Raw genomic sequence first — 25,167 nt, 5'->3', positions numbered from 1 at the left:
CTTCGCGCTACTCGACCGACCGGGTCGGGTGGTCTCGATACGCGCTTCGCGCTACTCGACCGACCGGGTCGTGGCGGCCATCGCCGGGTCGAACGACGCGGCGAGCGCGATCGAGTCGAAGAGGTTGAGCATCGCGGTGCGGATCTCGCCGAGCGGGGTCGCGAAGCTCGCGAGCACGACCTGCTTCGACCCCGGCACCGCGAACCAGTAGTCGACCTCGAGGCGCACGGCGGTGACCGAGACCCCGTCTTCTTCGACGAGTTCTTCGTACTGCCGTTCGGTGCGCAGCATGCTCGCCCGCGGCCCGTCGAGTCGACGAACGGTGTCGGCCAGGGTCGCCGCCGCGTCGGAGGAGGCGAGCCCCTTGGCCAGCACGCCGAGCACGGCGTCGGCCGAGGTGCCGACCGCGGGCGTCATGCGCAGGCGTGCAGGTGCGTGCACGGTGAGCGACGCGGGCAGCGCGACGCCGGGCGCGGCCTCGATGCAGAGGAGCAGCGCGTGCGCGTCGGCCTTGCGGGCCGCTGCGATCGCGCGATCGAAGCTGTCGCGCAGCCGCCGACGGGCGATCGCCGCGTCGTCGGCGACGCCCACAAGCTCGCGCACGGCCGCGTCGACCTGGTCGCTCGCGACCCGCTCGTCGCGGGGGTCGACCGTGAGCCAGCGCCCGGGCAGCTGGAAGGTCAGCTTCGGCGGCGCGAGCTCACCGATCTCGCCGCTCACTCGGCGCCCGCGATGTCGCGGACCTGGTTCGGCGAGAGCTGCAGGAACCAGGCGCCGCGATCGCGGATGCCGAGCGCCGCGTACACCTCGGGGGTCACACTGACCTCGTCGCTCTGCGCGTCGAATTCGGACTCGTAGTCGCTGCGCTGACCGTCGATGAAGCTCAGCACGACGTCGTGCCGCGACGCGACCGGATCGGCCGACAGCACCGGTGCCGCGGCGCGAACCGCCTCGACGACGCCTTCGTCAGACGCATCGTCGAGGTAGAGCGCGACGACCACCTGGGTGTTCCACGGTGCCCCGGGGTGCGTCACCGCCGCGGTCGCGCCGTTCACGTTGTCGATGCCCGCGAGCTGCGACTCGAGGTCGCTCACGTCGGCATTCGCGGTGCAGCCGACGAGCGCGGCGCCGACCGTGAGCATCGTGACGACCGACAGGATCTTGATGCGGGCGCCCCGCTTACGAGCCGCGGGTGTACTGGGCAACGTAGACCTCCTCATATGCACCATCTTCCTCGGTGAAGAAGATCTCGTCGCCCGGCCGCGGCTCGGGCAGATAGTACTCGGCCGCGTCGCCGTACATCGTGGAATCGTGCATCGGCCACGAGAGCGGCCGGTACTCCTGCCAGTCGGAGTCGAACACCGCGAGCGAGTCGATCGGGTCGAGGCCCGCGAACTCGAGCGTGTGCACGGGGTCGATGCCGTTCTTGATCTGCGTCACGCGTACGCCGTCGGGCATGTCGCTGTAGTGCTTGTCGATCGCCGAGCCGGCGACGAAGACCGACTCGACACGGTCGGCGACGCGCGGGTCGGTGGCCATCTCACCGGCCATCATGCCGCCGAGCGACCAGCCGGTGAACATGATCGGCGCATCGTTCTTGAAGACGCCGGCGTCGGTCATCGCCTGCCATACCGCCTCCTCGTACTGGGTGCGCATCTCGGGGTAGAGCGACAGCATCAGGTCGGTGCGCAGGTCGTTCATCGCCCCGTCGGTGTTGAACGGCGACCAGACCTGCGTGCTCGGCGTCTGAACGCGCCACGACACGATGTGGCCGTCCTTGTCGTATACCGCAACGACTCGGATCTCGCTGAACGCCTCCTTGCCGTTCTGGTCCTGCTTCGCCAGCTGCGCCATGAGGCTCTGGTAGTCGCGGGCCTCGCGGTCGTCGCTCGTCGTCTCCTTGCGGCTGCGCAGCAGCTGCGGCTTGCCGGCCTGCTCGGCGATCGGCAGCGCGATGATCGCCGCGGCGAGCGCGAGCCCGAGCACGAGCAGGCCGAGCGGCCCGAACGCGGTGAACACGATCCCTACCAGGGCGGCGCCGATGACCACCATGAGCAGCACCATGAGTGCCGAGACGAGCTCGCTGAGCTCTTGCACGAGCCAGTCGACGACCGGCTTGAAGACGTCCCAGAGCCACTCGCCGACCGACGAGAGCACATCGCCGACGCCGCCCCAGAACTGGTTCCAGTTGTCGCCGAACGAGTCGGCGCCGTGCTCGATGGCCGTCTCGATCTCGCGGACGGCCCGGTCGGCGGCATCCCGGATCTGGTCGCGCGCGTCGTACAGCACGCCGCGCGCCTCGCGGATGTGCCGGTGCGAGGCCGCGAGGTCGTTGTTCGCCGTCATGAGGTCGTCGCGCAGGTCGTTGCTCGACTTGCCCGCCGCCTCGGCCTGGGTGATCTTGTTGTTCAGGTCGCCGAGGTCGCCCTGCAGGCTGTAGATGCGGTCCTGGTGGAAGTCGGCGTCGTCGACGGCGGCGCGGGCCCGCTCCTGCACGGGGCCGAGCTCGACGGCGAACGTCGTCAGAGCCGACGCGGTGCCGCTGTACCGGCGGTACGCGCGCCGCAGCCCCCTCGCCGCCTCTTCGGCGCTGTCGCCCACCTGCTCGGTCGACGTGCTGACCTGGTCGTCGACGAGGTCGCGCAACGCCTCGGCGGCCCGCTCGATGGCGTCGGCCGTCGACTGCAGGCGGCGGGCGCGGGTCTCGAGCTGCGCCGGCCGCCCCGCGAAGACGTCCTCGAATTCGATCGCGAGTCCAGAGCTCATCAGCCCTCCATCTCTTCGTCGAGCTCGGTGAAGGTCTCGATGATCGCGTCGAGCCAGTCGCGAACGGTCTCGAGCTGCTCTTCGAGCTTGCCCCGGTTGTGGTCCCAGTTGCCGGCGAAGTCGCGCACCCGGTCGGCCAGCCGGTCTTCGCCGATCAGGTCGGCGAGGTCGTCGCCGACGCGATCGGCGGACGAGAACGTGTCGAGCGCCCCGCCGACGCGGGTGCGCGCGACGCGAAGCGCGGAGAGGTCGAGGTCGACGTCGGCCATCATCACTCCGTTCTGCGCTGCCCTGCGCAGCTCACCAGCATCCCACCACGGGGGCGGGAGCGAGCACGATGGGCAGCACTCCCCATCACTCGCGATCGGGACCGCCGCCTCCGAATTCGCAGTGAGCGCTAGGCCCGCGGCCGACCCGAGCGTAGATTGCGTTATATCGCGTTTGCGACGCGGGCGAGGATGCCGCGTCGGAGGGGGTGTGAGCCGTGGAGGTACTGCTCGGCATTTTCGTCGCGTTCGTGGTCATGGTCATCGTCTCGATCACGACGGTCGTGCTCGTCGCGCGCGCGGTCTATCGACGCATCCGTCGCAGTCGCGCGGTCGCCGACACCGCGCTGCGGGCCCGTGCGGGCTTCAGCCGCGGCCCGCGCCGGCGGGTGCTCGCCCTGCGCGTGCGCCTCGCCGAGATGCTCGACAGCGGGCAGGCCGCCATCGACCTCGCCGCCGAGCGCGCCGACGGCCGCGGTGCGGCGCACGGCGAGCTGCCGCGGCTCTTCCGACGCATCCGGGAGGAGGGCGCCGCCCTCGACCTGCAGTTGCGCCTGCTCGAGAGCGAGACCGACCAGGCCGTGCTCGCCGCCGAGCTGCCCCTCGCCGCCGACCGCGTCGACCAGGTCGCGGGGCTCGTGCGCCGGCTGCGTTCGGCCGTGGCATCCGGGCTCACGGGTGCGACCGACGAGACCCTCACCGACCTGCAGGCCGACGTCGAACGCGAGGTCGCGGCCCTCGCCGAGGGCGTCGACGAGCTGCGCCGGCTCAATCGGCGCGATGAACGCGTCGTGCCCATCCGGCCGCCGACCCGGGCGTCGACCGCCGACCACCGACCGCACCGACCCCGTCAGACGTTCGACCTGAAGGAGACCCGACCATGAGCGACAACTCCGCACGCGTGCGCACCATCTTCCGCAGCAAGACCAAGAAGGCGCTCGACAAGATCGAAGACCCGCGCGAGACCCTCGACGACAGTTACGAGCAGCAGGTGAAACTGCTCCAGCAGGTTCGCCAGGCGGTCGCCGACGTGGCTACCGCGAAGAAGCGCATCGACCTGCAGGGGCAGGAGATGGGCACGCGCTACCAGCGTCTCGGGGAACAGGCCCGCGAGGCGATGGCGCAGGGTCGCGAAGACCTCGCCCGCGCGGCCCTCGAGCGCCGTGCGCTGCTCGAGACGCAGGTCGCCAAGCTGCAGGACCAGTACGCGTCGATGCAGCAGCAGACCGCCCAGCTGCAGCAGCGCGAGCGCCAGCTGTCGGAGCAGGTCGCCGCCTTCCGCATCGAGAAGGAGACGATCAAGGCGACCTACACCGCCTCCGAGGCGCAGGTGAAGGCGAACGAGGCCGTCGCGGGCATCGGATCGAGCATCACCGACGTCGGCGCGAGCCTCGACCGGGCGAAGGACCGGGTCGCGCAGATGCAGGCCCGCGCCGCCGCGACCGACGAGCTGCTCGCGAGCGGCGCCCTCAAAGACCTCACCGCCTCACCCGACGCCGACATCGAGCGCCAGCTCGCGACCATGTCGGCCCAGGCCGAGATCGACCGTCAGTTGAAGGCGATGAAGGATGCCTCGGGCGGCAGCAGCACGCAGCCGCGAGGCGACGGCCCCGACGGGTGGCTGGGCATCGGGCAGGGGTGAGGCGCGAACTGGAGGTAGCGGAGCGGAGCCTCCGGCTGCCACGATGCCGGTAAACCCGACTCGAGGGGGAGACCGGATGTCCGAGACGCTCGACCGACCGCCCACCGGCACGCTTTCGACGCTGCCGGGTGCGACCGTCATCCGCCGCATCCGGGGCATGCTGCTCTCGGCGATGGGCACGGCGCTCGTCTACAGCTTCATCGGCAACGCGAGCAAGGGCGGTTGCGCCGGCGGCGGCTCCATCGAGACCAACGGCGGCCCGGGCGACGTCGCCCCGACGTGCGTGAACGTCACCCTCAGCCCGAGCCCGATCGTGTTCATCGCGATCGCGGTGACGATCATCGTGGCAATCAGCCTCGTGCTGCGGTCGGGTCGCACCGAGGCATCCGCCCTGCGGATCATCGATCGCGCGGTGATCGTGATCATCGCCGGCACGCTCGCCTGGACGGTCCTGACGATGGTCTCGTTCTTCGCTATTCCCCTCGACCCGCCGGCCCCGGGCGAGTCGTTCATGATCCCGTTCACGTTCGGCGTCGTCGACGTCGAGGTCGTTCGGTAGCGCTGCAATGACGAGGGCGCCGATCATCTACAAGACCACCCACCAGGTGGCGTTCTCCGAGCTCGACCCGTTCCAGCACCTGAGCACCGGCAACTACGCGAGGTACTTCACCGACCACCGCATGGAGGGCCTCGCGCGATACGCCGGCTGGGACCTGCCGACGCTCGGCACGCTCGGCTTCATGATCTGGGTGCGGCGACTGGAGATCGACTTCCTGCGCCCGGTCGACGGCGACCAGTCGGTCACGATCACGTCGTTCGTGCGCGAGTTCCGGGGGCACGACGCGATGATCGAGTGCACGATGGCGGATGCCTCGGGCACGACGGTCTCGACGTGCCTCATGATCGCGACCTACGTCGACGCGAGCACACGACGGGGCGCCGACTGGCCCGACGACCTCCAAGCACTGTTCTTCGAACCCGCGGCCGAGCCGTCGACGTGATCGTCCGCTACGCCCAGCCGAGCTCGCGCAGCTTGGCGTCGTCGAGCCCGAAGTAGTGGCCGATCTCGTGCACGAGCGTGATGCGCACCCGGGTGCGGAGCGCGTCGAGGTCGTTGCTGTGCGCCTGCATGTTGTTCTTGAAGAGCGTGATGCGGTCGGGCAGCTCGCCGTAGCCGTAGACCCCGCGCGTCTTCAGCGGACGCCCGCTGTAGAGCCCGTAGAGCCGCGGCCACTCCCCCGGCGGCTGGTTCGCGATCAGCACCGCGACGTTCTCGATGCCCCGCACCATGTCGTCGGGCAGGGCGTCGTACACCTCGGAGACCATCTGCTCGAAGTCGTCGTCGGAGATCTCGACCATGTTCCGATTCTGAACCCCGTTTCGGCTCAGGCGGCCGGAATGCGCGCATCCGAGGCATCCCGTTCGCTGTCGACGGAATGCGAGCGGCGCCGGCCCCGAACTCGACCGGCCGGTTCCCGTTCGAGCAATGCCAATTCCGCCTCACGATGAGGCGGAACTGGCATAGCTCTTTCGGGAATCTCTCACGCGCCGTGCCGCCCGCAGATGACGGCCGCCGTGCTTCCCCCCGGTGCTCCGCGTGCGGCCGCCTGCCACTGCCGCTGCCGCCTGCCGCTGCCGCCTGCCGCCTGCCGCGGCCCGGCCTAGTCGACGAGCGCGCCCGCCGACAGGTTCGCGATCGCGCCGGTCATCGCGCCGGCGCGATCGGAGGCGGCGAACGCGAGGTACTCGGCGACGTCGTCGAGCGCGGGCAGGCGCCCGAGCAGGGTCGTGCCCTCGAGTCCGGCGACCCATTCGTCCATCGGGATGCCGCCCGCCTCCGCGATGCGGCCGAACATGTCGCGCGTGTACGACGTCTCGAGCGCGTCGGCCATCGCGTGCGGGCGCACGCAGACGACGCGCACGCCGTCGGGGCCGAGCTCGCCGGCGAGCGCGCGCGAGAACCCCTCGAGCCCCGCCGACTGGGCCGCGTTGCCGATGAGCCCGCGCCCGGTGAGCCGCGCACCCGGCGTCGAGATCGTGAGGATCACGCCGTCGTGCTGCGCGATCATGTGCCGCGCCACCGCCTTCGCGGTGACGAAGTTCGTCTGCAGGTAGCCGACCACCGGGTGCAGGTAGTCGTCGAGCGAGGTCTCGGCGATCGACAGCCCCTGCACGTGGTCGAAGCCGACCGCGTTGAGGGCGATGTCGATGCGGCCGGCCTCCCCCGCCACCTCATCGACGTGCCGGTCGACGGCCGCCTGGTCCATGGCGTCGACGACCGCGAGGTCGACCTCTGCGCCCTCCGCGCGAGCCGCGGCGGCCGCGACCTCGAGCCGGGGAAGGCTGCGGCCGGCGAGGAACAGCCTCGCGCCCTCGCGGGCGAACACGCGCGCCGCCGCGCTCCCGATCGATCCCCCACCGCCGTGGATCACGGCCACCTTGTGCTCGAGCAGCATGATGTCTCCCTGTGTGATCTCGAATACGAAGAATGCAACCCTATGGTTGCATGTTGGTCCACGCACACGCAACCCATTGGTTGCAATTCGGTGTCACCATGATTCGGCGCTCGAATCCGCGAGACGTGTCCGATCGTGGCATCCCCGTTCGTGGCATCGGTGAGGGCCGCCCACGCGGGGCGACCGAGAAGGGAACCCACGGTCATGAAGCTCGTCACCAACACCCAGGTCACCGTCGACGGCGTGATGCAGGCGAACGGCGGCAACAACCCCGAACTCGACCCCGGATTCGACCGAGGCGGCTGGGCGATGCCGCTCGGCGAGGAGGAGTCCGAGCGCTACATCGGCGACTTCTACCTGCGCGCCGACGCCTTCCTGTTCGGCCGGCGCACCTACGAGCTCTTCGCGGGCTACTGGGGCGTGCAGCACGACTTCGACAACCCGTTCGTGCGGTCGCTCAACACCCGCCCGAAGTTCGTCGCGTCGAACACGATCACCGAGCCGCAGTGGGCCGACACGACGGTGCTGTCGGGCGACCTCGAGACCGCGATCCGAGAACTGAAGGCCGCACCCGGCGGCGAGCTGCAGGTGCACGGCAGCGGGCAGCTCATCCGCTGGCTGCTCGAGCACGAGCTCGTCGACGAGCTGACGCTCATCGTCTTTCCCGTGATCGTCGGCGCGGGCACCCGACTGTTCCCCGACGAGGGCAAGGACTTCGCGCTCGAACTCCTCGAGTCGCGCACGTTCGACTCGGGCATCACGGCGCAGACCTTCCGTCCGGCCGGGCGCCCGGAGTATGCGTAGAGCCGGATCCTCCCGAGAGAATGTCCGTGAACCACTCCGTGGAGGTGTGAGATGCACTATCTCGTTTCCGTGATCGACGACCGCACGAACTCCGGCACCGACGAGGAGATGATCGCGATCGACGCGTTCAACGACCGCCTCAGGGCGGGCGGCCATTGGGTCTTCGCCGCGGGCCTCGCCGCGCCGAGCACGGCGACCGTGATCGACGGCCGGGGCGACGAGCCCGTGTTCACCGACGGCCCGTTCATCGAGTCGAAGGAGCACATGGCCGGCCTCTGGATCATCGACGCGCCCGACCTCGACGTCGCCCTGGCGCTCATGGCCGACGGCTCGAAGGCGTGCAACCGCCGCCTCGAAGTGCGGCCCATGCTGCTCGGGTGAGCACCACCGACGCGCACGCCGCCATCACCCGCGCCCACCGCGACGAGTGGGCGCGGGTGGTCGCCTCGCTCGCGCGACGCTTCGGCGACCTCGACATCGCCGAGGATGCCGCGGCGGAGGCGTTCGCGATCGCGGTCGAGCGGTGGCCTCGCGACGGCGTGCCGCCGAACCCCGGCGCGTGGCTCACGACGACGGCGAACCACAAGGCGATCGACCGCATCCGCCGCGAGCACAAGCGCGACGACAAGCAACGGGAGGCCCTCATGCTCTCGGACGACGACCCGCCCGAGCCGCTCGGCGCCATCGACGACGACCGGCTCCGGCTCGTGTTCACCTGCTGCCACCCGGCCCTCGCGATGGAGGCGCGCGTCGCGCTCACCCTGCGCATGCTCGGCGGGCTGACCGTGCCCGAGATCGCCCGCGCGTTCCTCGTGCAGGAGGGCGCCATGGCGCGCCGCATCACCCGTGCGAAGGACAAGATCGCGGCCGCCCGCATCCCGTACCGGCTGCCGACCGCCGCCGACCTGCCGGCCCGGGTCGACGGGGTGCTCACCGTGCTCTACGTCGTCTTCAACGAGGGCTACCTCGCGACGGGGCCCGACACCGACCCGGTGCGCGCCGACCTCACCGCCGAGGCGATCCGGCTGACCCGGCTCATCCGCGCCCTGCTGCCCGACGACGGGGAGGTCGCGGGCCTGCTCGCGCTCATGCTGCTCACCGAGGCGCGTCGTGCCACCCGCGTGTCGGCCGACGGCGAGCTCGTTCCGCTCGCCGAGCAGCACCGCGACGACTGGAACGGCGACCTGATCGACGAGGGCCACCGGCTCGTTCGCGAGCGGCTCGCCTCGGGCGTCGCACCCGGGCGGTACCAGCTGCTCGCCGCGATCAACGCCGTGCACACCGACGCCGGAGATGCCCGTGACACCGACTGGTCGCAGGTCGTCGCCCTCTACGACCAGCTGGTGCGGCTCGACCGCTCGCCGATCGTCGCGCTCAATCGGGCGATCGCGGTCGGCGAGCTCGAGGGGCCGGATGCCTCGCTCGCAATCGTCGATCGCCTCGGCGATGCGCTCTCGAGGTACCACGCGTTCCACGCCACCCGGGCCGAGCTGCTGCGCCGCCTGGGTCGCGTCGCCGAGGCGCGCGACGCCTACGACCGCGCCATCGCCCTCGCGGGCAACACGGCCGAGACGGCGCACCTCTCGCGTCGCCGCGACGAGCTCGGCTGAATCTCGATCCGAGCACTACCCGGCCCCGCAGAGCAGGCCCGCGGGCTGATCGGTGACACAGTGGTTGTCGAACCAGACGTTGAGCAACTGGATGCCGTCCGCCGGGTTCGGGTCCGTGACGTCGCTCGCGTCGAACGAACCGTTGCCCGTCATGTGGTTGTCCTCGATGACGTTGCCGACCAGGCCGGTGCCCTGCGCCCTGATGCCGAAGAGGCCGTTGTCGTCGGCGACGTTGTCGCGCACGAGCACGTTCTTCGTGTTGGTGAAGAGGATGATGCCCGCCTGGCCGTTACCGGTCGCGACGTTGTCGACGACCTGTGCACCGTCGACCGACGAGTTCGCGATCGCGACGCCGTACCCGAACGGGCTGCCGGCCGAGTTCACGAACCGGATGCCGGAGACGGTGTTGTCGCGGATGACGACGCCCGAGCTCGGCGCCAGACCGGGCACGAGCCCGGCCGTGACGATCCCGGCCGACACGGTCGTGAGCGAGGGTCCGCCCTCGACGAGGTTGTCGTTCACCTCGGTCGCCGTGTTGCCCGCGGAGATCGTGATCGCGCGGTTCGACGACGCGGCCACGTGGTTGCCAGCCACGCGGACATCACTCGTGTTCTGCACGGTGATGCCGTTCACGGATTCGCGCACGGCATTGCCGACGACGTCGAGCGAATCCGCCGCTCGGTAACCCCAACCGACCTCGAGTCCGACGACAGCGGTTCGGAACACCTCGTTGTCCTCGATCGATGCACGCTCGAGGCCGAATCGCTGGTTCGCGGCGGCGAACCGGTTCTCCCGCAGGCAGTTGTCGTCGAGGCGGCTGGATGCCTCGCCGTCGGCGCCGAACTCCACGCCGAGCGTGTTCGAACGGATGAGGTTGTGATGCACGCGGTAGCCGGAGTGGGCGTCGGTCGTCTGCACCGCCGGGACGTACAGCGCGAAGGTACCGTCCATCGTCGGCGTCTGATCGACGACGCCCTGGACCACCAGCCCGGCGAGCTCCGCACCGTCGGCATCGAGCGTCACGAGCGGAGCGCTCGCCTCGGTCGTCGCCGGCGGCGGCGGCGGCGGCGGCGGCTGGGAGTCTCCTCCGCGGCGCACTCGAGCGCGACCCCCACAACTGGGGTTTCCTCAACTTCTGAGTCGACTGCGCGGGCCGATCAGCCGAGGCCGGCGCGCTCCTCCGCGGCATCCCGCTCGCCCTCGACCGGGCGGCCCGAGAGGCCGACCGAGCCCGCGCCGGGTTCGCCCTTCGACAGCGCCGCCGAGACCGCGACCGACTCGTCGACGTCGGGGTACTGCGGGCGCAGCTGCACCGGCTGGCGGCGGCGCTGCTCGCGCTTCGCCTTGCGCGACGCGGCGATGAGGTTGAGCGCCTCGACGAGGATCGCGAACGCCATCGGCGCGTAGATGAGCGCCTTGTCGATGTGCACGCCGAAGCCCTCGGCGATGAGGAACACGCCGATCAGCAGCAGGAACGACAGGGCGAGCATCTTCACCGTGGGGTGGCGGTTCACGAACGTGAAGATGAAGCGCGCCGCGAACAGCATGATGCCGAACGAGAGCACGACGACCGTCACGATGACGAGCAGGTTCTCGGTCATGCCGACGGCCGTGATCACCGAGTCGAGCGAGAACACGATGTCGAGCGCGAGGATCTGCGCGAGCACCGACCCGAACGTGATGCGGCGCGGTGCCGCGCCGTGCTCCTCTTCGGCGCCCTCGAGCTTGTGGTGGATCTCGGTGACCGCCTTGTAGACGAGGAAGAGGCCACCGGCGATCAGGATGAAGTCCTTGATCGAGAAGCCCATGCCCCAGAGCTCGACGACGTCCTCCTTCAGCGTGATGATCCACCCCGCGAAGAACACGAGCACGACGCGGATCAGCATCGCGAGGGTCAGGCCGAGGTTGCGGGCCTTCGCCTGCTGCTCCTTCGGCAGCTTCGACGCGAGGATCGAGATGAAGATGACGTTGTCGACGCCGAGCACGACCTCGAGCACGAACAGCGTGAGGAAGACGGCGATGAGGTCGGGTGTGAGGGCGAAGGAGAAGTCCACCCGTTCATCGTAGGGAGCCGGTCGCCCCGCCCACCGCGTTGGAACGCGGCGTGAGCCGGATCACCGGGATCTCGCGGTCGGTGGTGCGCTCGTACTTCGCGAAACCGGGTGCGAGCGCGGTGATGCGCATCCAGATCCGCTCGCGCTCGTCGCCGTGCAACTGCTCGGCACGCACCAGGATGCTGCGTCCGGCGAACTCGATGCGCACCTGGTCGGGGTGCGCCGCGATGTTGTAGTACCACGACGGGTTGCGCGGCGCGCCCGACGCCGACGCGACGATGTAGCGGGTGCCGCCGCCCTCGCCCGCGAACCACCGCACGGGCGTCGCCCGCTCGAGCCCCGAACGCTTGCCGATCGTGACGAGCACGAGCTTGTCGCCGTGACGGCTGCCCTTGCGGCGGATGCGCTCCACCATCTTGCGGTTGCCCCACTGCTCGAGCCGGCCGCGGCCGGGCTGACGCGCGCCGCGGGTGCCGTTGCGGGTGTCGAAGGACATGGGGATCGCCTCCTCGAGGTGGCGAGTGCTGCTGCGTCCATCTTCCCGCGAATCGGGTGTGTGTGGGGGTCTCGATACGCTCCTTCGTCGCTACTCGACCGGCCTCATCGCGATCAGCGCGCGAGCTCCGCCTCCTCGTCGAGCCGGCCGAGCTTGTAGGGGTTCGCGATCGAGAAGATGCGGGTGATGCGGCCGCCCTCGATCTCGAAGCAGATCGCACCCGCCAGCGATCCGTCGATCTCGCCGCGGATCGCCGGATGCCCGTTGACCCACGTCGGCCGCGCCTCGAACGGAAGCCCGAGCTTCGCGAGCCCGCCGAGCAGGTAGCGCGCGATCTTGTCGGCTCCGACGATCGGATGCCGCGCCGCGCCCTTCACGAAACCGCCGCCGTCGGCGACCGACACGACGTCGGGGGCGAGCACGTCCATGAGCCCCTGCAGGTCGCCCGAGTTCACCGCGTCCATGAACCGGGTGATCACGGCCTCCTGCTCGGCCCGGTCGACCGCGATGCGCGGCCGACGGGCCGAGACGTGCTCCTTCGCCCGGTGCGCGATCTGGCGCACCGCCGCCGGGGTCTTGCCGACGGCGTCGGCGATCTCGTCGTACGACACGTCGAACACCTCGCGCAGCACGAATACGGCGCGCTCGGTCGGGCCGAGCGTCTCGAGCACGGTGAGCATCGCGATCGAGACGCTCTCGGCGAACTCGACGTCGTCGGCCACGTCGGGACTCGTGAGCAGCGGCTCGGGCAGCCACTCGCCCACGTACGACTCGCGGCGGCGGGCCATCGTGCGCAGGTGATTGAGCGCCTGGCGCGTGACGATGCGCACGAGGTACGCGCGCTCGTCGCGCACCGCGGAGCGGTCGACGGTGCTCCACCGCAGCCACGTCTCCTGCAGCACGTCTTCGGCGTCGGCCGCCGACCCGAGCATCTCGTACGCGACGGTGAAGAGCAGGCTGCGGTGGGTGACGAACGGATCGTCGGTCATGATGCCGAGCCTACGACCTCGGCCGCGGCATCCTCGGTCGTCATCGCCCCGGCACGCACCGCGAGCGGCGGCAGCTGGCAGGAGTCGGCGTACCCCTCCGAGTGGATGCCGAGCGCGACGTTCATGCGCGAGCTCATGTTCATGAACGCCACCTTCGCGGTGAGCTCGATGAGCGCCGCCGGTCCGAGCGCGTCGAGCAGGGCCTTCGAGAGCTCGTCGGTCACCGCGGGCGGGGTCTGGCTCATCGCCTCGGCGTACTCCATGACGTCGCGCTCGAGGGGCGTGAACGCCGACGACTCGCGCCACACCGGCACCTGGCGGGCCTTCGCCTCGTCGAGACCCTCGTTGTGCGACTTGTAGTAGTTGAAGTCGAGGCACCAGCTGCAGCCGATGTACGCCGCGGTCGCCATCACGGCGTAGCTCGCGAGGTTCGCGTCGAGCTCATCGAGCGCCTCGATCTTGCGGCCGATGCCCATCGACGCCCGCATGAGGGCGGGGTGGTGGGCGAGCACGCCCATCGAGTCGGGCACCCGGCCGATCATGCGCTTCGCCGCGACCTTCACGACGCTGCCGAAGACGCCCGTGAGCTCGGTCGGCGGGATGCGGGTCTGCGTGGTCATCGTGTCCTCCTGGGATCGTGACGGCCGGAGGGTCGGTCTCCGGATCATTCCGTCGACATGCAGACACCGGTCGGCGCGATCGTGTGACACGTTCGGCGAGAACCGCTGAGATCTGCCGATTGCGCGGGCGCGCGGCGTGCCGGCGGAGGCGATGGGTGCTCATTCGGGCAATGCCAGTTCCGCCTCACGATGAGGCGGAACTGGCAGTGGTTCGGAGGACACCTCGCGCGGTCTCGATACGCGTCGTCGCAGCGCGCCCGCGCTACTCGACCGGCGGAATGGGGTCGTCGCCGCGCGCCGGCGCTACTCGACCGGCGGCGCGGCCCGGTCGAGCACGATCGCGGCCGGGAACCGCTTGACCACGGCCCGGAACGGCGGCTTCGCGAGCCGCTCGGCCTCGACGCCCTCGATGATGCGCGGGTGCACGACGTCGACGTCGCGCGCCTTCCAGCGCAGCGATGCGCCGCCCTCCGCGACGACGTTGCGCGCCCAGTTCGTGTGCGCGCCCCACGGCAGGCCGATCATCACGATCGCCGGGTCGGTCGTCGGCACGACCGCGATCGGCGTCCGGTACGCGGTGCCGCTCTTGCGACCCCGATGGCGGATCACGGCCCAGATCGGCATCCACCTGCGGCCCGCGAGCGCCCGTGCGACCGGTTCGGTCGCGTGGACCAGCCCCTTGGGCGGACGCCGGCCCGAGGCATCCGTGCCATGCGGTCGTCGGTCGGAACTCGTCTCGTTCATGCAAGGGAGACGATCGAGCCGCCCCGAACGTGACAGGGCCTTGCCGTCACACTCCGTGCGGGTGGATCGTCGTACTGTCATGACCGAATTCGCCGACCTGTGGAACGAGCACCGACGCGTCGTGCGCGACGTCGCCTACCGCGTGCTCGGCTCGGTCGCCGACGCCGAGGACGTCACGCAGGAGACCTACGTGCGCCTGCTCGCGCGCGGCGACGAACCGCTCGACGATCCGCGGGCCTGGCTCGTGACGGTCGCGTCGCGGCTGTCGATCGACCGGTTGCGCGCGCACGAGCACTCGCGGCGGGCCTACGTCGGCCCCTGGCTGCCCGAACCGATCGTCACCGACGAGCGCACGCTGCCCGAAGACCGCGTCACACTCGACGACTCGGTGCGCATGGCGCTGCTCGTCGTGCTCGAGCAGCTCACCCCGGCCGAACGCACGGCGTTCCTGCTGCACGACGTCTTCGACCTCGGCTTCGACCAGGTCGCCGAGGTGCTCGGCGTGAGCACCGCCGGCGCGCGGCAGTCGGCGTCGCGCGCACGCCGGCGCATCGCGGCGCACGGCGAGGCGAGGTTCTCGGTCGACGCCGCCGAGGCCCGACGACTCGCCGACCGCTTCGCCCGCGCCGCGGCCGACGGCGACCTCGACGGACTCGTCTCGGCGCTCGCGGTCGACGCCCGCGGGCACTTCGATTCGAACGGCTTCTACCCGGATGCCTCCACCGAGGTGGTCGTCGGCGCCGAGACGGTCGCCCGGCAGCTGCTGCGCGGTGTCGGCGGGCGCGGCCTCGACTTCGAGACCGCCGAGGTCAATGCCGCGCCGGGCATCGTCGTGCGCCGACGCGGCCGCGTCGTCTCGGTGCTCGCGCTCGAGTTCGACGGCGATCGCATCTCGGTGATCCACGGCGTCGGCAACCCGAAGAAGCTCGAGCACCTGCAGTAGGCGGCGCGTGCCGCGCCAGGCGGCGCGTGCCGAGCCCGGCGACGTGCCGCGCCCGGCAACTCAGTGTCACCACTGTTCCGGCGGTTCGCCCGCACCCATAACGTGAGCATCGTTCGACTCCCGTGGGAGGTTGCGATGCTGCCGACGAGCGAGACACCGCTGATCCAGCTGCCCGATCGACGGCGGCTGCGCGCCTACGCCTTCGACCCGATGTCGAGCCGGCTCGGCGGGTCGACCCTCACCCTCGACATCCCGTTCGAGCGCGATCTCGCGCCGGGCCCGATGGGCCAGCTGATCCAGGTCGTCGACTACGACCCGACCCGCCGTGTGCTGTACCACCCCGTCGATCTCGACCATCCGGCGATCCTCGCCCAGGGCGGCCTGCCGCCGTCGGAGCGCGACCCCCGTTCTCACCAGCAGATCGTCTACGGCGTCGCGATGAGCGTCATCGAACGGTTCGAGCGGTTTCTCGGGCGGCGCTTCGAGTGGCGGGGCAGCAAGCCGCTGCGCCTCGTGCCGCACGCATTCGAGGGCCGCAACGCCTACTTCGACCCGAAGCGGCGCGCCGTGCTCTTCGGCTACTTCCTCGCCGACGACGAACCCGGCGCCAACCTGCCACGCCAGCTCGTGTTCACGTGCCTCTCGACCGACATCATCGCCCACGAGGTGACGCACGCGCTCGTCGACCGCCTGCGCGAGCACTTCACCGAGGCGACGAATCCCGACGTCTTCGCCTGGCACGAGGCCTTCGCCGACCTCGTCGCGCTGTTCCACCACTTCGCGTTCGCCGACATCGTCGCCAGTGCCGTGGCCACGTCGCAGGGGGACCTCAGATCGGCCGACGCCCTGCTCGACCTCGCGAAGGAGTTCGGCGCGACGACGGCACGCGGCAAGGCCCTGCGCAGCGCGCTCGACTCGAAGCGCACGCCCGCGGCGTTCGCCGCAGCGGTCGAACCGCACGAGCGCGGCGCGTTCTTCGTGACCGCGGTGTTCGAGGCGTTCCTCGACGTGTTCCGGTCGAGCACGGCCGACCTCCGGCGCATCGCGAGCGGAGGCACGGGGGTGCTCCCGCCGGGGGCGCTGCACCCCGACCTCGTCAACCGCGTCGCCGCCGAGGCCGTGCGCAACGCCGACCGCCTGCTCGGCATGGTCGTGCGGGCCTTCGAGTATCTGCCCGTCGTCGACGTCACGTTCGGCGACGTCGTCCGCGCGATCGTCACCGCCGACCGTGCGCTCTACCCCGGCGACGCGATGCGGCTGCGGGCGACCCTCGTCGAATCGCTGCGGCAGCGCGGGATCTACCCCGACTCGGTCGCCTCGCTCGCCGACGAGGCGCTCGCGTGGCCCGACCCGCCCGTTCCGTTGACCCTCGAGAACGGACCGCTCGAGCAACTCGAGACGCTCGTCGTGGCCACCACCCTCGACCTCGACGTGCACGGGAACCCCGCCGACGTGCGGTGGGGGCGCATCGCGGTCGAGCTCGAGGCGTGGGGCGCCGCCAACGCCGACGCGCTGGGCCTCGACCCGGGGCACGACGTCGAGATGAAGGGCGCGCACGTGTCGTACCTGTCGGCCGCCGACCGCCAGCCGCGTCCGATCTTCGTCCTCCAGTTCGTGCAGACGCGCGACGACCTCGAAGCGACCATGGACACGAACGGGATGCCCCTCCGCGCCGCCTGCACGGTCATCGCGCGCGTCGACGGGGCGGTCGAGGCGATCGTCAGCAAGCCGCTGCCACGGTCGAGTCCCCTGCCCGAACCCGCCGGCCCGCTGCGCGAGTTCGCGGAGCAGCAGCACGGGATCGGCACCCGGCGACTCGCCAGGATGCTCGACTTCGCCGACGGCATCGTCGACGACGATCCGCTCGCGGCCTGGCTGCCGAACGCGGCACTGCGCATCGATTTCGCGCACCTGCACCTCGCGGCCGATGCGGCGGCCGAACCCGAGAGCGAGCCGTCGGCCGCGCCAGACGGCGGCCCGGCACCGAGCACGACGGAGCAGGCTCATGAGCACGCATGACACCACGGTCAGCGTGAGGATGTACAACGTCGGATTCGGCGACGCCTTCCTCATCACGGTCGCCGACGACGACGACGTCTGGCGCATGCTCGTCGACTGCGGCGTGCACTCGCACGGGCGGTTCAAGGTCGACGGCCGATCACGCGAGATCGGGGAGACGGTCTCGACGATCGTGTCCGACCTGCGCTCGGCCTCGGTGAACGGCGACCCGCCCCGTCTCGACGTGGTCGTGGCGACGCACCGGCACACCGACCACGTGAGCGGCTTCGCCGACACCGAATGGGATTCCGTCGAGGTCGGCGAGGTGTGGGTGTCGTTCGTCGAGAACCCCGACGACACCGACGCGGTCGCGCTGCGCACCGCGCAGGTCGAGAGCGCGGAGGCGATCCACGTCGCCGCGCGCACCCTGGCCGCGAGCGATCGTCCGGGTCGCGATTCGCACCGGCGCGCCCTCGCCGAGGCCCTCGCGCTGAACTCGATGTTCGACGGCCCCAACCGCAAGGCGATGTCGCGCCTGCTGAGCGCCGGGGATCGCCGATTCGCCGGGGACCCGACGGTGCGGTTCCTCCCCGACCGCGAGCCCGACCGCAACCGCATCTCCACGACGGTGACCGGCGCGAGCGTCACGGTGCTCGGCCCGTCGCGCGACCCGGCCGACCTCAAGCGGATGGATCCGCCGAAGAAGGACCACTGGATCGCCTACAGCGACGCACTCGACCCCGCGAAGCCCCACGCCCCGCTGCCGCTCTTCGCCCCGTCGTTCGCGGTAGAGGCGAGCGCGATCGCCGCCCACGCCGAGGACGATCCGACGCTCGCGACCCTGCTCGCCGTCGCCGACGACGCCGACCTCGACGAGCTCGGCTCGGAGCTCGATCCGCTGCTCGCCGCGGCCGCCGTGCTCGAGCGTGCGGTCAACAACACGAGCGTGTTCTTCGTGCTCGACGTGCTCGGGCACCGCCTGCTGTTCGTCGGCGACTCGCAGGAGGGCGCGTGGCGGCACGTGCTCGACGACGCCGAGGCCCGCGCGCACCTCGAAGGCCTCATCTTCTACAAGATCGGGCACCACGGCTCGCACAACGCGACCCCCCGGCGGTTCGTCGACGAGGTGCTCGCCCACCAGCCCGTCTACGCGATGCTGCCGTGGGGCTCGGTGCCCGAGTGGGACGACACCATTCCCGAACCCCACCTCATCAGCGCGCTCGGCGACAGGGCCGCGAAGATCGTGCGGGCCGACGCGCTCATCGACGATCCGATCGTGAGCCAGGACCCCGAGCAGCGGTGGACCCAGATCACCTTCACGATCCCGGCGTCGTGAGCGCGCCGGGGGCGGCCGGCACCTGCGCTTCGGGCGCTTCGGACGGAACCTTCTGCGCCTTCGGCGCGCCGCCCGCCCGCGGGGTCAGCCAGTCGGGGTCGCCCCATGTCACGCCCGGCCCGAACTCGGGCAGGTCACGCCCGCCCCCGTCGCGGCGCAGGCGCACGCTCTCGTGCACGACGGCGGATGCCGGGATCCGGCGGTGCGCCACCCCGAGCAGCCGCCACCATCCGCTCATGGCCCCGACGCCGCCCTGCACGTCGCCGACCTCGACCCGGCAGCTCCGCTCGTAACGGTTGCGCCCGCGCTCGGCGAGCACCATGCCGTCGTCGATCGCCCCGTCGACGACCCACTTGAGCGAGATACGGCTCAGGCGGTCGTCGGGGAAGCCGCCGCCGACGTCGGTGTGCACGCCCGTGAACCACATCTGCTCGAGCCGCGGCCGCTGCGCGTCGGGGTCGGGCGTGACCGCCGCAGGCAGGAACGGGCGCCGCCACTCGTGGATCGACAGGGCGTGGCGCACGTGGTCGGCCATGCCGAGCTTGTTCGTGTCGCGCCAGTGCACCTCCCACCGCAGCATCCCGACCGATTTCACCGTGTCCCACAGGCCGAGGTAGGCGATCGGCGGCGTGGTGCGACCCTCGTCGTCGACCGGCCGGCCGAACAGCTCGGCGGTCTTGTGGGCGTCGCCCCAGAATGCCTCGTCCTTCGCCGTGCCGGCGGCACCCACCGGCTGCTTGCGCCGGTCATCGTGCCGGCGGGTGTACGTGGCGACGACGTACTCGACGAGGTTCTCGGAGCCGGGGCGCACGAGGCCGACGTTCCTGAGCATGCCGGCGAGCGCCCTCGCCGTGTACGCCCCGCGGCTGAAGCCGAAGAGATAGATACGGTCACCCGGCTCCCAGTGGTTCGCGAGCCAGAGGTAGGCCTCGCCGAGGTTCCGCCTGATGCCGGTGCCGAACGCGAGGCCGAACAGCTTCGAGAGCGCGCGGGCGGGCGGCGACCAGGCACCGGTGGCGGCCTGCGTGCCGAGGCCGGGGTCGTAGTAGGCGACCTGCTTCGCCGGATCGGAGAGATCGAGCATGCCGTAGAGCAGCACGACGTTCGAGTTCCTCGTCGCCCGAACCTGCGCACCGGTGCCGTCGAAGCACATGACGATGTTCTTCACGATCGCTCCCCCTCCGCCATCGCACGGGGCTCGGGCCGAGCCCGTCATCAAGCGAACGCTACGCCGCGGGCGACCGGCGCTCCTCAGCGCTGACACTGAGTTCGGGTGGGCGCTCGGGCTGCCCGACGCAGTGTTCAGTACCAGCCCTGTTGACGGACACGTCGGATGCGCGCACGCTGCGAGAAACGGGCAACGGCCGCGGGCAAGAAGCTCGACGTCGCAGACGGCCACCCGACGGTCGAGCCCGGTGCTGGAGGTGGCAGTCATGTCTGCCGACGCAGAACCGGAGACCGTCTGGCAGCGGATCAAGGCCAAGGTGCTCACGATCGGAGCCGTCGCCGGTGCCGTCCTCGCGGTCGTGGGGGTGTGGAATCTCATCGCGGCGCCCGACCAAGGCGACCAGATCTCGCTCGAGCTCACGAGGCTCGAGGACCAGAAGCTGAACGACTTCGACTTCGGCGAGGCGACCGCGGGGCTGCCGAACGTGCCGGCCGGGATGCCGTCGGGCAGCACGACGATGGAGCTCATCGGCACGACGACCCGATCGTCGGCGTCGGATGACGTCGTCGACGACCCGACGACGGCACCCGACGATGCCACCGAAGAGCCGTCGGAGCCCCCGCCCCCGTCGGATGCCCCGGCTTCGTCGGAGACCCCGACCCCGTCGACCCCGTCGCCGAGCGGCAGCAGCGGATCGCCGACGCCGACGCCGACGCCCGGCAATCGCTTCGACGCCGTGCCGAATGCCGAGGTGCTCGAGGCGATCTCCGACAGTCCTGCCCTCGAGCGCTACGACCCGCCCCCTGAGGCGGCCAAGGCGATGATGATCGCCACGGGCGAGAACATCGATCTCGGCGATCCTGCCGGTGAGGCCCTGTCGCCCGACGAGGCTGCGACGCAGTTGGCCGCCGCGCTCGACGAGGTCGAGTCCTCGGAGGACGACGGCACCCTGAACCCGTACGGGTACAAGGTGAGCGTGAACTACCGGCTCGATTGGCTGAGCGGCGAGCCCCTGGTCCTGACGTGGTCGGTGAGCAGTGACGATCCCGAGAGCGCCTGGGCGTCCGACCGCCTCGGGGTTCGATTCACTCCGACCACCGCGCACGACAGCGGTACCGCGTACATCTGGGTGCCCGACCTCGCGGCCGCGGGCCGCCATGTCCTCAACGTGAAGGTGTACCACCTCGAGAAGAACTCGCTCCTCGGTGATCAGTCCATGGAACTGCCGGTCGACTGACGTCAACAGGTCGATGCGGCGAGTTCGCGTCGGCGCTACTCGACCGGCGCGACCCCGACGACCGCGGGCGTCGCCGTTCCGGTCGCCGCCGCACGCTCGGTGAGCGGCAGCGCGTCGCCGAGCACGGGCGCGAGCGCCGACCGCGCCGGCCCGAGGTACCGCCCGAGCTCGGGGCGGCCGTAGCGGATCGGCACGGGCGCGGTGCCCTTCGCCGGATACATCTCGTACTCGTCGCGCAGGGTGCCGAGGAAGTGCGGTCCGAGCGCCGGGGCAGCACCGGCGATGACGACCTCCTGCGGGTCGAGCAGGGCCGCCATGATGCGCAGCGCGCGCGACAGCGCGCGGGCGCCGAACGCCATGCGCTCGCGCGACTCGGCGGTCGACGCCAGCAGGCTCGTGTCGTGCTCGTCGAGCTCGTCGGTGTACGCGTCGCCGAGCATCGCGCTCATCGAGGCCGCCGACTCGAGGCATCCCGAGAGGCCGCACCGGCACGTCGACCGCGAGCCCTCGAAGACGACCCGCACGTGGCCGATCTCGCCCGCACGACCGGTCGCGCCCGCCATGAGCGTGCCGCCGTTCGTGACCGCGGCGCCCACGCCCTCGCCGAGGTGCACGACGAGCCGGATGGCGCCGTCGGCGGCGTCGGCCGCCTCGGTGAGCGCCTCGGCGTCGACGTCGTTGACGACCGAGGTCGGCACGCCGATCGCCTCCTCGAGGATCTGCGCGACGGGAACCCCGTACCAGTCGAGCTGCACGCTGTCGACGACCACGCCGTCGGCCGTGACGCCGGGCACCTGCACGCACGCGGCGAGCAGGCGGTGCTCGACGCCGGCGGCGAGCGCGCGCACCGCGTCGACGACCGCGGCGACCTCGACCGCGCCCGTGAGCTCGACGCGGCTGCTCGCGACGGTGCGACCGGCGAGGTCGAGGAGCGCGACGTCGATCGCGCGCGTGCGCACGACCGCGACGACGATGAGGTGCTCGTCGGTGTCGATCGCGAGGCTCGTCGCGCGCTTGCCTCCCGTGCTCTCGGCCTGGCCGGTCTCGGTGACGAGGCCGAGTTCGATGAGCTCGGCGACGAGCGACGACGCCGTCGCCGACGTGAGTCCCGTGCGCCGGGCGATGACCGCACGGGTCACCGGGGCCGGCTCGCGGGCGATGAGGCTGAGCGCTCGCAGCAGGTTCTCGCGGCGGATCGCCGTCTGCGCGTCGAGCACGCCCGTCGTCTCGAATCGGCGCAGGAGGTCGCGCTTGCGCTGCGGGCTGGCGGTGCTCACGGTCATGGTCTCCTCGATCGGGCGAAGCGGTCGCGGGTGGGGCCGGCGTCTCGGGCGGTTGCTGCTGCCCGCGACGCGGTCTCGGGTCGCGCCGTCGGGCTCGAGAACATCTTGCCCCTTGACGCCTCCACCGCGAATCGCCTAGGTTCGAACCAACTTAGTTTACTAAGTCAACAAAGTGGGCCTGATGCGCGGGATTCCCCTCCCGCCTCGCGAGTCCCGCGGTCGGGGATTGGCCGCGGGACCCCGGCTCCGTCTGCGCGCCCTACCGCGACCTCCGCCGTGCTGCGCGCCGACGTCCGGGCGACGCGAGCGGCGGCATCCGACCCCGAGCGGCGGCGCTGCGCCCAGCCCGCCGGACCGACCGTGTCGTCGAGGAATCGGAGCAATGATGCAAACATTTCGCAAGACGTTGATGGCCGCGGCGGGAGTCTGCGCCGTCGCCCTCGCCGGGGTGCTGATGCCGCTTCCGGCCAGTGCCGCCCCACCCGCGGGCGACCTGCCCGCGGTGAGCCCCACCCCGCAGTCGATCGACCGAGCCGGCTCCGACCTCAACGTGCCCGGGCGCGTCGAGGTCGTCGTCGACGACGGCACCGATGCCGCCGCCCTCGCGGCCCTGCGCGACACGCTGACCGCCCACGGCGTCGACCGCATCGACGAGCGCGCGAAGGCCACGGGCACCGCCCCGCTCACGATCGAGCTCGGTGCGGCGACCCGCACCGACATCCGCGCCGCGCTCGGCGGCACCGACGTGCCCGATCACACCGAGGGCTACGCGATCCGCGCCGGTGCGGGCGGCCCCCTCGGCACCGTCGCGCTCGGCGGCGTCGACGCGGCCGGCCAGTTCTACGCCGTGAAGACGCTCGAGCAGCTGTTCGTGCCGAAGGACGACGGCGGCTACCGCATCGCCGGCGCCTCGGTGAGTGACTACCCGTCGATGCCGCTGCGCGGCACGATCGAGGGCTTCTACGGCAACCCGTGGACCCACGAGGAGCGGCTCGACCAGCTCGAGTTCTACGGCGACGTCAAGGCGAACACCTACATCTACGCGCCGAAGGACGACCCGTACCACCGCGACAAGTGGCGCGATCCCTACCCCGCCGACAAGCTCGCCGAGCTCGGCGACCTCGTGCAGACGGCGACCGACAACCACGTGCGGTTCACCTTCGCGCTCTCCCCCGGCAACACCGTCTGCTACTCGAGCGACGCCGACTACCAGGCGCTCACCGGCAAGATGCAGCAGATGTACGACCTCGGGGTGCGCGCCTTCAACATCCCGCTCGACGACATCAACCTCGGCAGCTGGCACTGCGACGCCGACCGCACCGCGTTCGGCGCGCCGAGCGCGTCGACGGCCGGGCGCGCGCAGGCGACGTTCCTCGACCGGGTGCAGAAGGAGTTCATCGAGACCCACGAAGGCGCCTACCCGCTGCAGATGGTGCCGACCGAGTACTACAACACGACCGACTCGGGCTACAAGACCGCGCTGCGCGGAATGGACGAGGACATCGTCGTCATGTGGACCGGCGAGGGCGTCGTGCCCCAGTCGGTGACGGTCGACCAGGCGAAGAAGGCCGCGACCGTGTTCGGCGGGCCGACCTTCCTGTGGGACAACTACCCCGTGAACGACTACGGCCAGACCTCGGGCCGCCTGCTGCTCGCGCCCTACGACAAGCGCGAGGCCGGGCTCGGCGAGTACCTCGCCGGCATCGTCTCGAACCCGATGAACCAGGCCGCCGCGAGCAAGATCGCGATCTTCGGCGTCGCCGATTTCACCTGGAACGACGAGGCCTACAGCGCCGAGCACAACTGGTCGCAGGCCCTGCGATTCATTGCGAACGGGGATGCCGCGACGGCCGCTGCGCTGCGGGTCTTCGCCGACCTGAACCACCTGGCGCCGAGCTTCGGGGCGCCGTGGCAGCCGCAGTCGCCCGAGCTCGCCGCCCGCATCGCCGCGTTCTGGGCGAGCTGGGACGCGGGCGACAAGGCCGGCGCGGTCGCCGACCTGCGCGAGTACGCGGTCGCGATCGCCGACGCGCCCGACGCGATCCGCAGCGGGCCGACCGACCCCGCGTTCCTGTCGGATGCGAGCCCCTGGCTCGATGCGACCGCCCTCTGGGGCGACGCGACGGTCGAACTGCTCGACGCCGTGCAGGCGCGCATCGACGGCGACGAGGCTTCCTCGGCCGAGCTCGCGGCATCCGCGAAGGCGACGGCCGCGCAGGCCGCCTCGGTCGTCGTCGACCCGGCCGACAACACCTGGGGCAAGGCCAAGGTGCGCATCGCCGACGGCGTGCTCGACGTGTTCCACGGCCGCATGGGCTTCACCCTCGCGATGTGGGAGGCCGGCGACGTCGTCAACGTGGCCCCGAAGGGCACGGCGACCGCGTCGAGCGTCGAGGTGCCGCAGTTCGCGGCGGCGAACGTCAACGACGACAAGGCGACGACGCGCTGGGCCTCGGGCTACAGCGACGACTCGTGGGTGCAGGTCAAGCTCGCCGAGCCGACGGTCGTGCGCGGCATCACCGTGAACTGGGAGGCGGCGTGCGCGAATGCGTACGAGCTGCAGACCTCGAACGACGGCGTGACGTGGACGACGATCCGCACGGTGAACGACTCGACCTGCGCACTCGACCTCTTCACGTTCGACGAGGCCGACCCGGTGCAGTACGTGCGCATGCAGGGCATCGACCGCAAGACGACGTGGGGCTACTCGATCTGGGAGCTCGGCATCTACGCGGCGAAGTGACGCTGACCGCCC

Annotated in this window: 26 protein-coding genes; 12 read left to right on the top strand and 14 right to left on the bottom strand. The window is 70.9% G+C overall.

Annotation, left to right across the window (positions count from 1 at the left end; all coding sequences use genetic code 11):
• Positions 1 to 51 precede the first annotated feature (51 nt).
• The 4 genes from AC3RJ6_RS05930 to AC3RJ6_RS05915 are packed head-to-tail and all read right to left on the bottom strand — an operon-like array spanning position 52 to position 3,038.
• Entirely contained in the window at positions 52 to 720 is a 669-nt protein-coding gene (locus AC3RJ6_RS05930) for a hypothetical protein (protein WP_491425978.1), read from the bottom strand.
• A complete protein-coding gene (locus tag AC3RJ6_RS05925) occupies positions 717 to 1,205 on the bottom strand; it encodes a hypothetical protein (RefSeq protein ID WP_491425977.1) in 489 nt (162 codons plus the stop codon). Before AC3RJ6_RS05925 ends, AC3RJ6_RS05930 begins: the two co-directional genes overlap by 4 nt.
• A complete protein-coding gene (locus AC3RJ6_RS05920; protein ID WP_491425976.1) occupies positions 1,180 to 2,766 on the bottom strand; it encodes a hypothetical protein in 1,587 nt (528 codons plus the stop codon). Before AC3RJ6_RS05920 ends, AC3RJ6_RS05925 begins: the two co-directional genes overlap by 26 nt.
• Complete coding sequence (locus tag AC3RJ6_RS05915; RefSeq protein ID WP_491425975.1) at positions 2,766 to 3,038, bottom strand: hypothetical protein; 273 nt, start codon at positions 3,036 to 3,038, stop codon at positions 2,766 to 2,768. Before AC3RJ6_RS05915 ends, AC3RJ6_RS05920 begins: the two co-directional genes overlap by 1 nt.
• A gap of 212 nt (positions 3,039 to 3,250) precedes the next feature.
• On the opposite strand from AC3RJ6_RS05915, the gene AC3RJ6_RS05910 reads away from it, so the two are divergent.
• From AC3RJ6_RS05910 to AC3RJ6_RS05895, 4 genes are all read left to right on the top strand, one after another.
• Positions 3,251 to 3,916 carry a hypothetical protein gene (locus tag AC3RJ6_RS05910; RefSeq protein ID WP_491425974.1) on the top strand — a complete coding sequence of 222 codons (666 nt, stop codon included), beginning with the start codon at positions 3,251 to 3,253 and terminating at the stop codon, positions 3,914 to 3,916.
• Positions 3,913 to 4,674: a PspA/IM30 family protein gene (locus AC3RJ6_RS05905; protein ID WP_491425973.1), complete on the top strand. Its 762-nt coding sequence runs from the start codon at positions 3,913 to 3,915 to the stop codon at positions 4,672 to 4,674. The genes AC3RJ6_RS05910 and AC3RJ6_RS05905 overlap by 4 nt, the downstream gene beginning before the upstream one ends.
• A 76-nt stretch (positions 4,675 to 4,750) precedes the next feature.
• Entirely contained in the window at positions 4,751 to 5,233 is a 483-nt protein-coding gene (locus AC3RJ6_RS05900; RefSeq protein WP_491425972.1) for a hypothetical protein, read from the top strand.
• 7 nt (positions 5,234 to 5,240) lie between these two features.
• Positions 5,241 to 5,675 carry an acyl-CoA thioesterase gene (locus AC3RJ6_RS05895; RefSeq protein WP_491425971.1) on the top strand — a complete coding sequence of 145 codons (435 nt, stop codon included), beginning with the start codon at positions 5,241 to 5,243 and terminating at the stop codon, positions 5,673 to 5,675.
• A 7-nt stretch (positions 5,676 to 5,682) separates the two neighbouring features.
• On the opposite strand, the gene AC3RJ6_RS05890 is transcribed toward AC3RJ6_RS05895, so the two are convergent.
• Both AC3RJ6_RS05890 and AC3RJ6_RS05885 read right to left on the bottom strand, forming a co-directional pair.
• A complete protein-coding gene (locus AC3RJ6_RS05890; protein ID WP_491425970.1) occupies positions 5,683 to 6,033 on the bottom strand; it encodes a metallopeptidase family protein in 351 nt (116 codons plus the stop codon).
• A gap of 302 nt (positions 6,034 to 6,335) precedes the next feature.
• The gene (locus AC3RJ6_RS05885; protein WP_491425969.1) at positions 6,336 to 7,130 is read right to left on the bottom strand and encodes an SDR family NAD(P)-dependent oxidoreductase; all 795 of its coding nucleotides are present in this window, start codon (positions 7,128 to 7,130) and stop codon (positions 6,336 to 6,338) included.
• A 204-nt stretch (positions 7,131 to 7,334) separates the two neighbouring features.
• Between AC3RJ6_RS05885 and AC3RJ6_RS05880 the strand changes: the two genes are divergently transcribed.
• Genes AC3RJ6_RS05880 through AC3RJ6_RS05870 form a run of 3 tightly spaced genes read left to right on the top strand, consistent with a single transcriptional unit; the run spans position 7,335 to position 9,544 of the window.
• On the top strand, positions 7,335 to 7,934 hold the full coding sequence (locus tag AC3RJ6_RS05880; RefSeq protein WP_491425968.1) for a dihydrofolate reductase family protein: 600 nt from the start codon (positions 7,335 to 7,337) through the stop codon (positions 7,932 to 7,934).
• 51 nt (positions 7,935 to 7,985) lie between these two features.
• Positions 7,986 to 8,315 (top strand): YciI family protein, encoded by a 330-nt coding sequence (locus tag AC3RJ6_RS05875; RefSeq protein WP_491425967.1) that lies wholly within the window; start codon positions 7,986 to 7,988, stop codon positions 8,313 to 8,315.
• On the top strand, positions 8,312 to 9,544 hold the full coding sequence (locus AC3RJ6_RS05870; protein ID WP_491425966.1) for an RNA polymerase sigma factor: 1,233 nt from the start codon (positions 8,312 to 8,314) through the stop codon (positions 9,542 to 9,544). Before AC3RJ6_RS05875 ends, AC3RJ6_RS05870 begins: the two co-directional genes overlap by 4 nt.
• A 15-nt stretch (positions 9,545 to 9,559) precedes the next feature.
• Here the strand turns inward: AC3RJ6_RS05870 and AC3RJ6_RS05865 are convergent, their stop codons facing one another.
• The 6 genes from AC3RJ6_RS05865 to AC3RJ6_RS05840 all read right to left on the bottom strand — a co-directional run bounded on the left by AC3RJ6_RS05865 (position 9,560) and on the right by AC3RJ6_RS05840 (position 14,447).
• Positions 9,560 to 10,567: a right-handed parallel beta-helix repeat-containing protein gene (locus AC3RJ6_RS05865; RefSeq protein ID WP_491425965.1), complete on the bottom strand. Its 1,008-nt coding sequence runs from the start codon at positions 10,565 to 10,567 to the stop codon at positions 9,560 to 9,562.
• A 134-nt stretch (positions 10,568 to 10,701) separates the two neighbouring features.
• Entirely contained in the window at positions 10,702 to 11,598 is an 897-nt protein-coding gene (locus AC3RJ6_RS05860; protein ID WP_491425964.1) for a TerC family protein, read from the bottom strand.
• 4 nt (positions 11,599 to 11,602) lie between these two features.
• The gene (locus AC3RJ6_RS05855; RefSeq protein ID WP_491425963.1) at positions 11,603 to 12,094 is read right to left on the bottom strand and encodes a nitroreductase/quinone reductase family protein; all 492 of its coding nucleotides are present in this window, start codon (positions 12,092 to 12,094) and stop codon (positions 11,603 to 11,605) included.
• Between the two features lie 113 nt (positions 12,095 to 12,207).
• Entirely contained in the window at positions 12,208 to 13,083 is an 876-nt protein-coding gene (locus AC3RJ6_RS05850) for an RNA polymerase sigma-70 factor (RefSeq protein WP_491425962.1), read from the bottom strand.
• Positions 13,080 to 13,703 (bottom strand): carboxymuconolactone decarboxylase family protein, encoded by a 624-nt coding sequence (locus AC3RJ6_RS05845; protein WP_491425961.1) that lies wholly within the window; start codon positions 13,701 to 13,703, stop codon positions 13,080 to 13,082. The genes AC3RJ6_RS05850 and AC3RJ6_RS05845 overlap by 4 nt, the downstream gene beginning before the upstream one ends.
• A 303-nt stretch (positions 13,704 to 14,006) precedes the next feature.
• On the bottom strand, positions 14,007 to 14,447 hold the full coding sequence (locus AC3RJ6_RS05840; protein WP_491425960.1) for a nitroreductase family deazaflavin-dependent oxidoreductase: 441 nt from the start codon (positions 14,445 to 14,447) through the stop codon (positions 14,007 to 14,009).
• Between the two features lie 79 nt (positions 14,448 to 14,526).
• On the opposite strand from AC3RJ6_RS05840, the gene sigJ reads away from it, so the two are divergent.
• The 3 genes from sigJ to AC3RJ6_RS05825 all read left to right on the top strand — a co-directional run bounded on the left by sigJ (position 14,527) and on the right by AC3RJ6_RS05825 (position 18,724).
• Positions 14,527 to 15,390 (top strand): RNA polymerase sigma factor SigJ, encoded by an 864-nt coding sequence (gene sigJ, locus AC3RJ6_RS05835; protein ID WP_491425959.1) that lies wholly within the window; start codon positions 14,527 to 14,529, stop codon positions 15,388 to 15,390.
• A gap of 135 nt (positions 15,391 to 15,525) precedes the next feature.
• Positions 15,526 to 17,409: a hypothetical protein gene (locus AC3RJ6_RS05830; RefSeq protein ID WP_491425958.1), complete on the top strand. Its 1,884-nt coding sequence runs from the start codon at positions 15,526 to 15,528 to the stop codon at positions 17,407 to 17,409.
• Positions 17,396 to 18,724 (top strand): ComEC/Rec2 family competence protein, encoded by a 1,329-nt coding sequence (locus tag AC3RJ6_RS05825; RefSeq protein ID WP_491425957.1) that lies wholly within the window; start codon positions 17,396 to 17,398, stop codon positions 18,722 to 18,724. The genes AC3RJ6_RS05830 and AC3RJ6_RS05825 overlap by 14 nt, the downstream gene beginning before the upstream one ends.
• On the opposite strand, the gene AC3RJ6_RS05820 is transcribed toward AC3RJ6_RS05825, so the two are convergent.
• Entirely contained in the window at positions 18,705 to 19,892 is a 1,188-nt protein-coding gene (locus AC3RJ6_RS05820) for a T6SS phospholipase effector Tle1-like catalytic domain-containing protein (RefSeq protein WP_491425956.1), read from the bottom strand. The genes AC3RJ6_RS05825 and AC3RJ6_RS05820 overlap by 20 nt on opposite strands.
• A 265-nt stretch (positions 19,893 to 20,157) precedes the next feature.
• Between AC3RJ6_RS05820 and AC3RJ6_RS05815 the strand changes: the two genes are divergently transcribed.
• On the top strand, positions 20,158 to 21,129 hold the full coding sequence (locus tag AC3RJ6_RS05815) for a hypothetical protein (RefSeq protein WP_491425955.1): 972 nt from the start codon (positions 20,158 to 20,160) through the stop codon (positions 21,127 to 21,129).
• A 35-nt stretch (positions 21,130 to 21,164) separates the two neighbouring features.
• Here AC3RJ6_RS05815 and AC3RJ6_RS05810 read toward each other — a convergent pair whose 3' ends face one another.
• Complete coding sequence (locus AC3RJ6_RS05810) at positions 21,165 to 22,406, bottom strand: ROK family transcriptional regulator (RefSeq protein WP_491425954.1); 1,242 nt, start codon at positions 22,404 to 22,406, stop codon at positions 21,165 to 21,167.
• Positions 22,407 to 22,794: 388 nt separating this feature from the next.
• Here AC3RJ6_RS05810 and AC3RJ6_RS05805 point away from each other — a divergent pair, with 388 nt between their 5' ends.
• Positions 22,795 to 25,155, top strand: a complete 2,361-nt coding sequence (locus AC3RJ6_RS05805) for a glycoside hydrolase family 84 protein (protein WP_491425953.1) — start codon at positions 22,795 to 22,797, stop codon at positions 25,153 to 25,155.
• Positions 25,156 to 25,167 lie beyond the last annotated feature (12 nt).

Source organism: Agromyces cucurbitae, from assembly GCF_058349945.1.
This window is presented reverse-complemented; position numbering and strand designations above follow the sequence as displayed.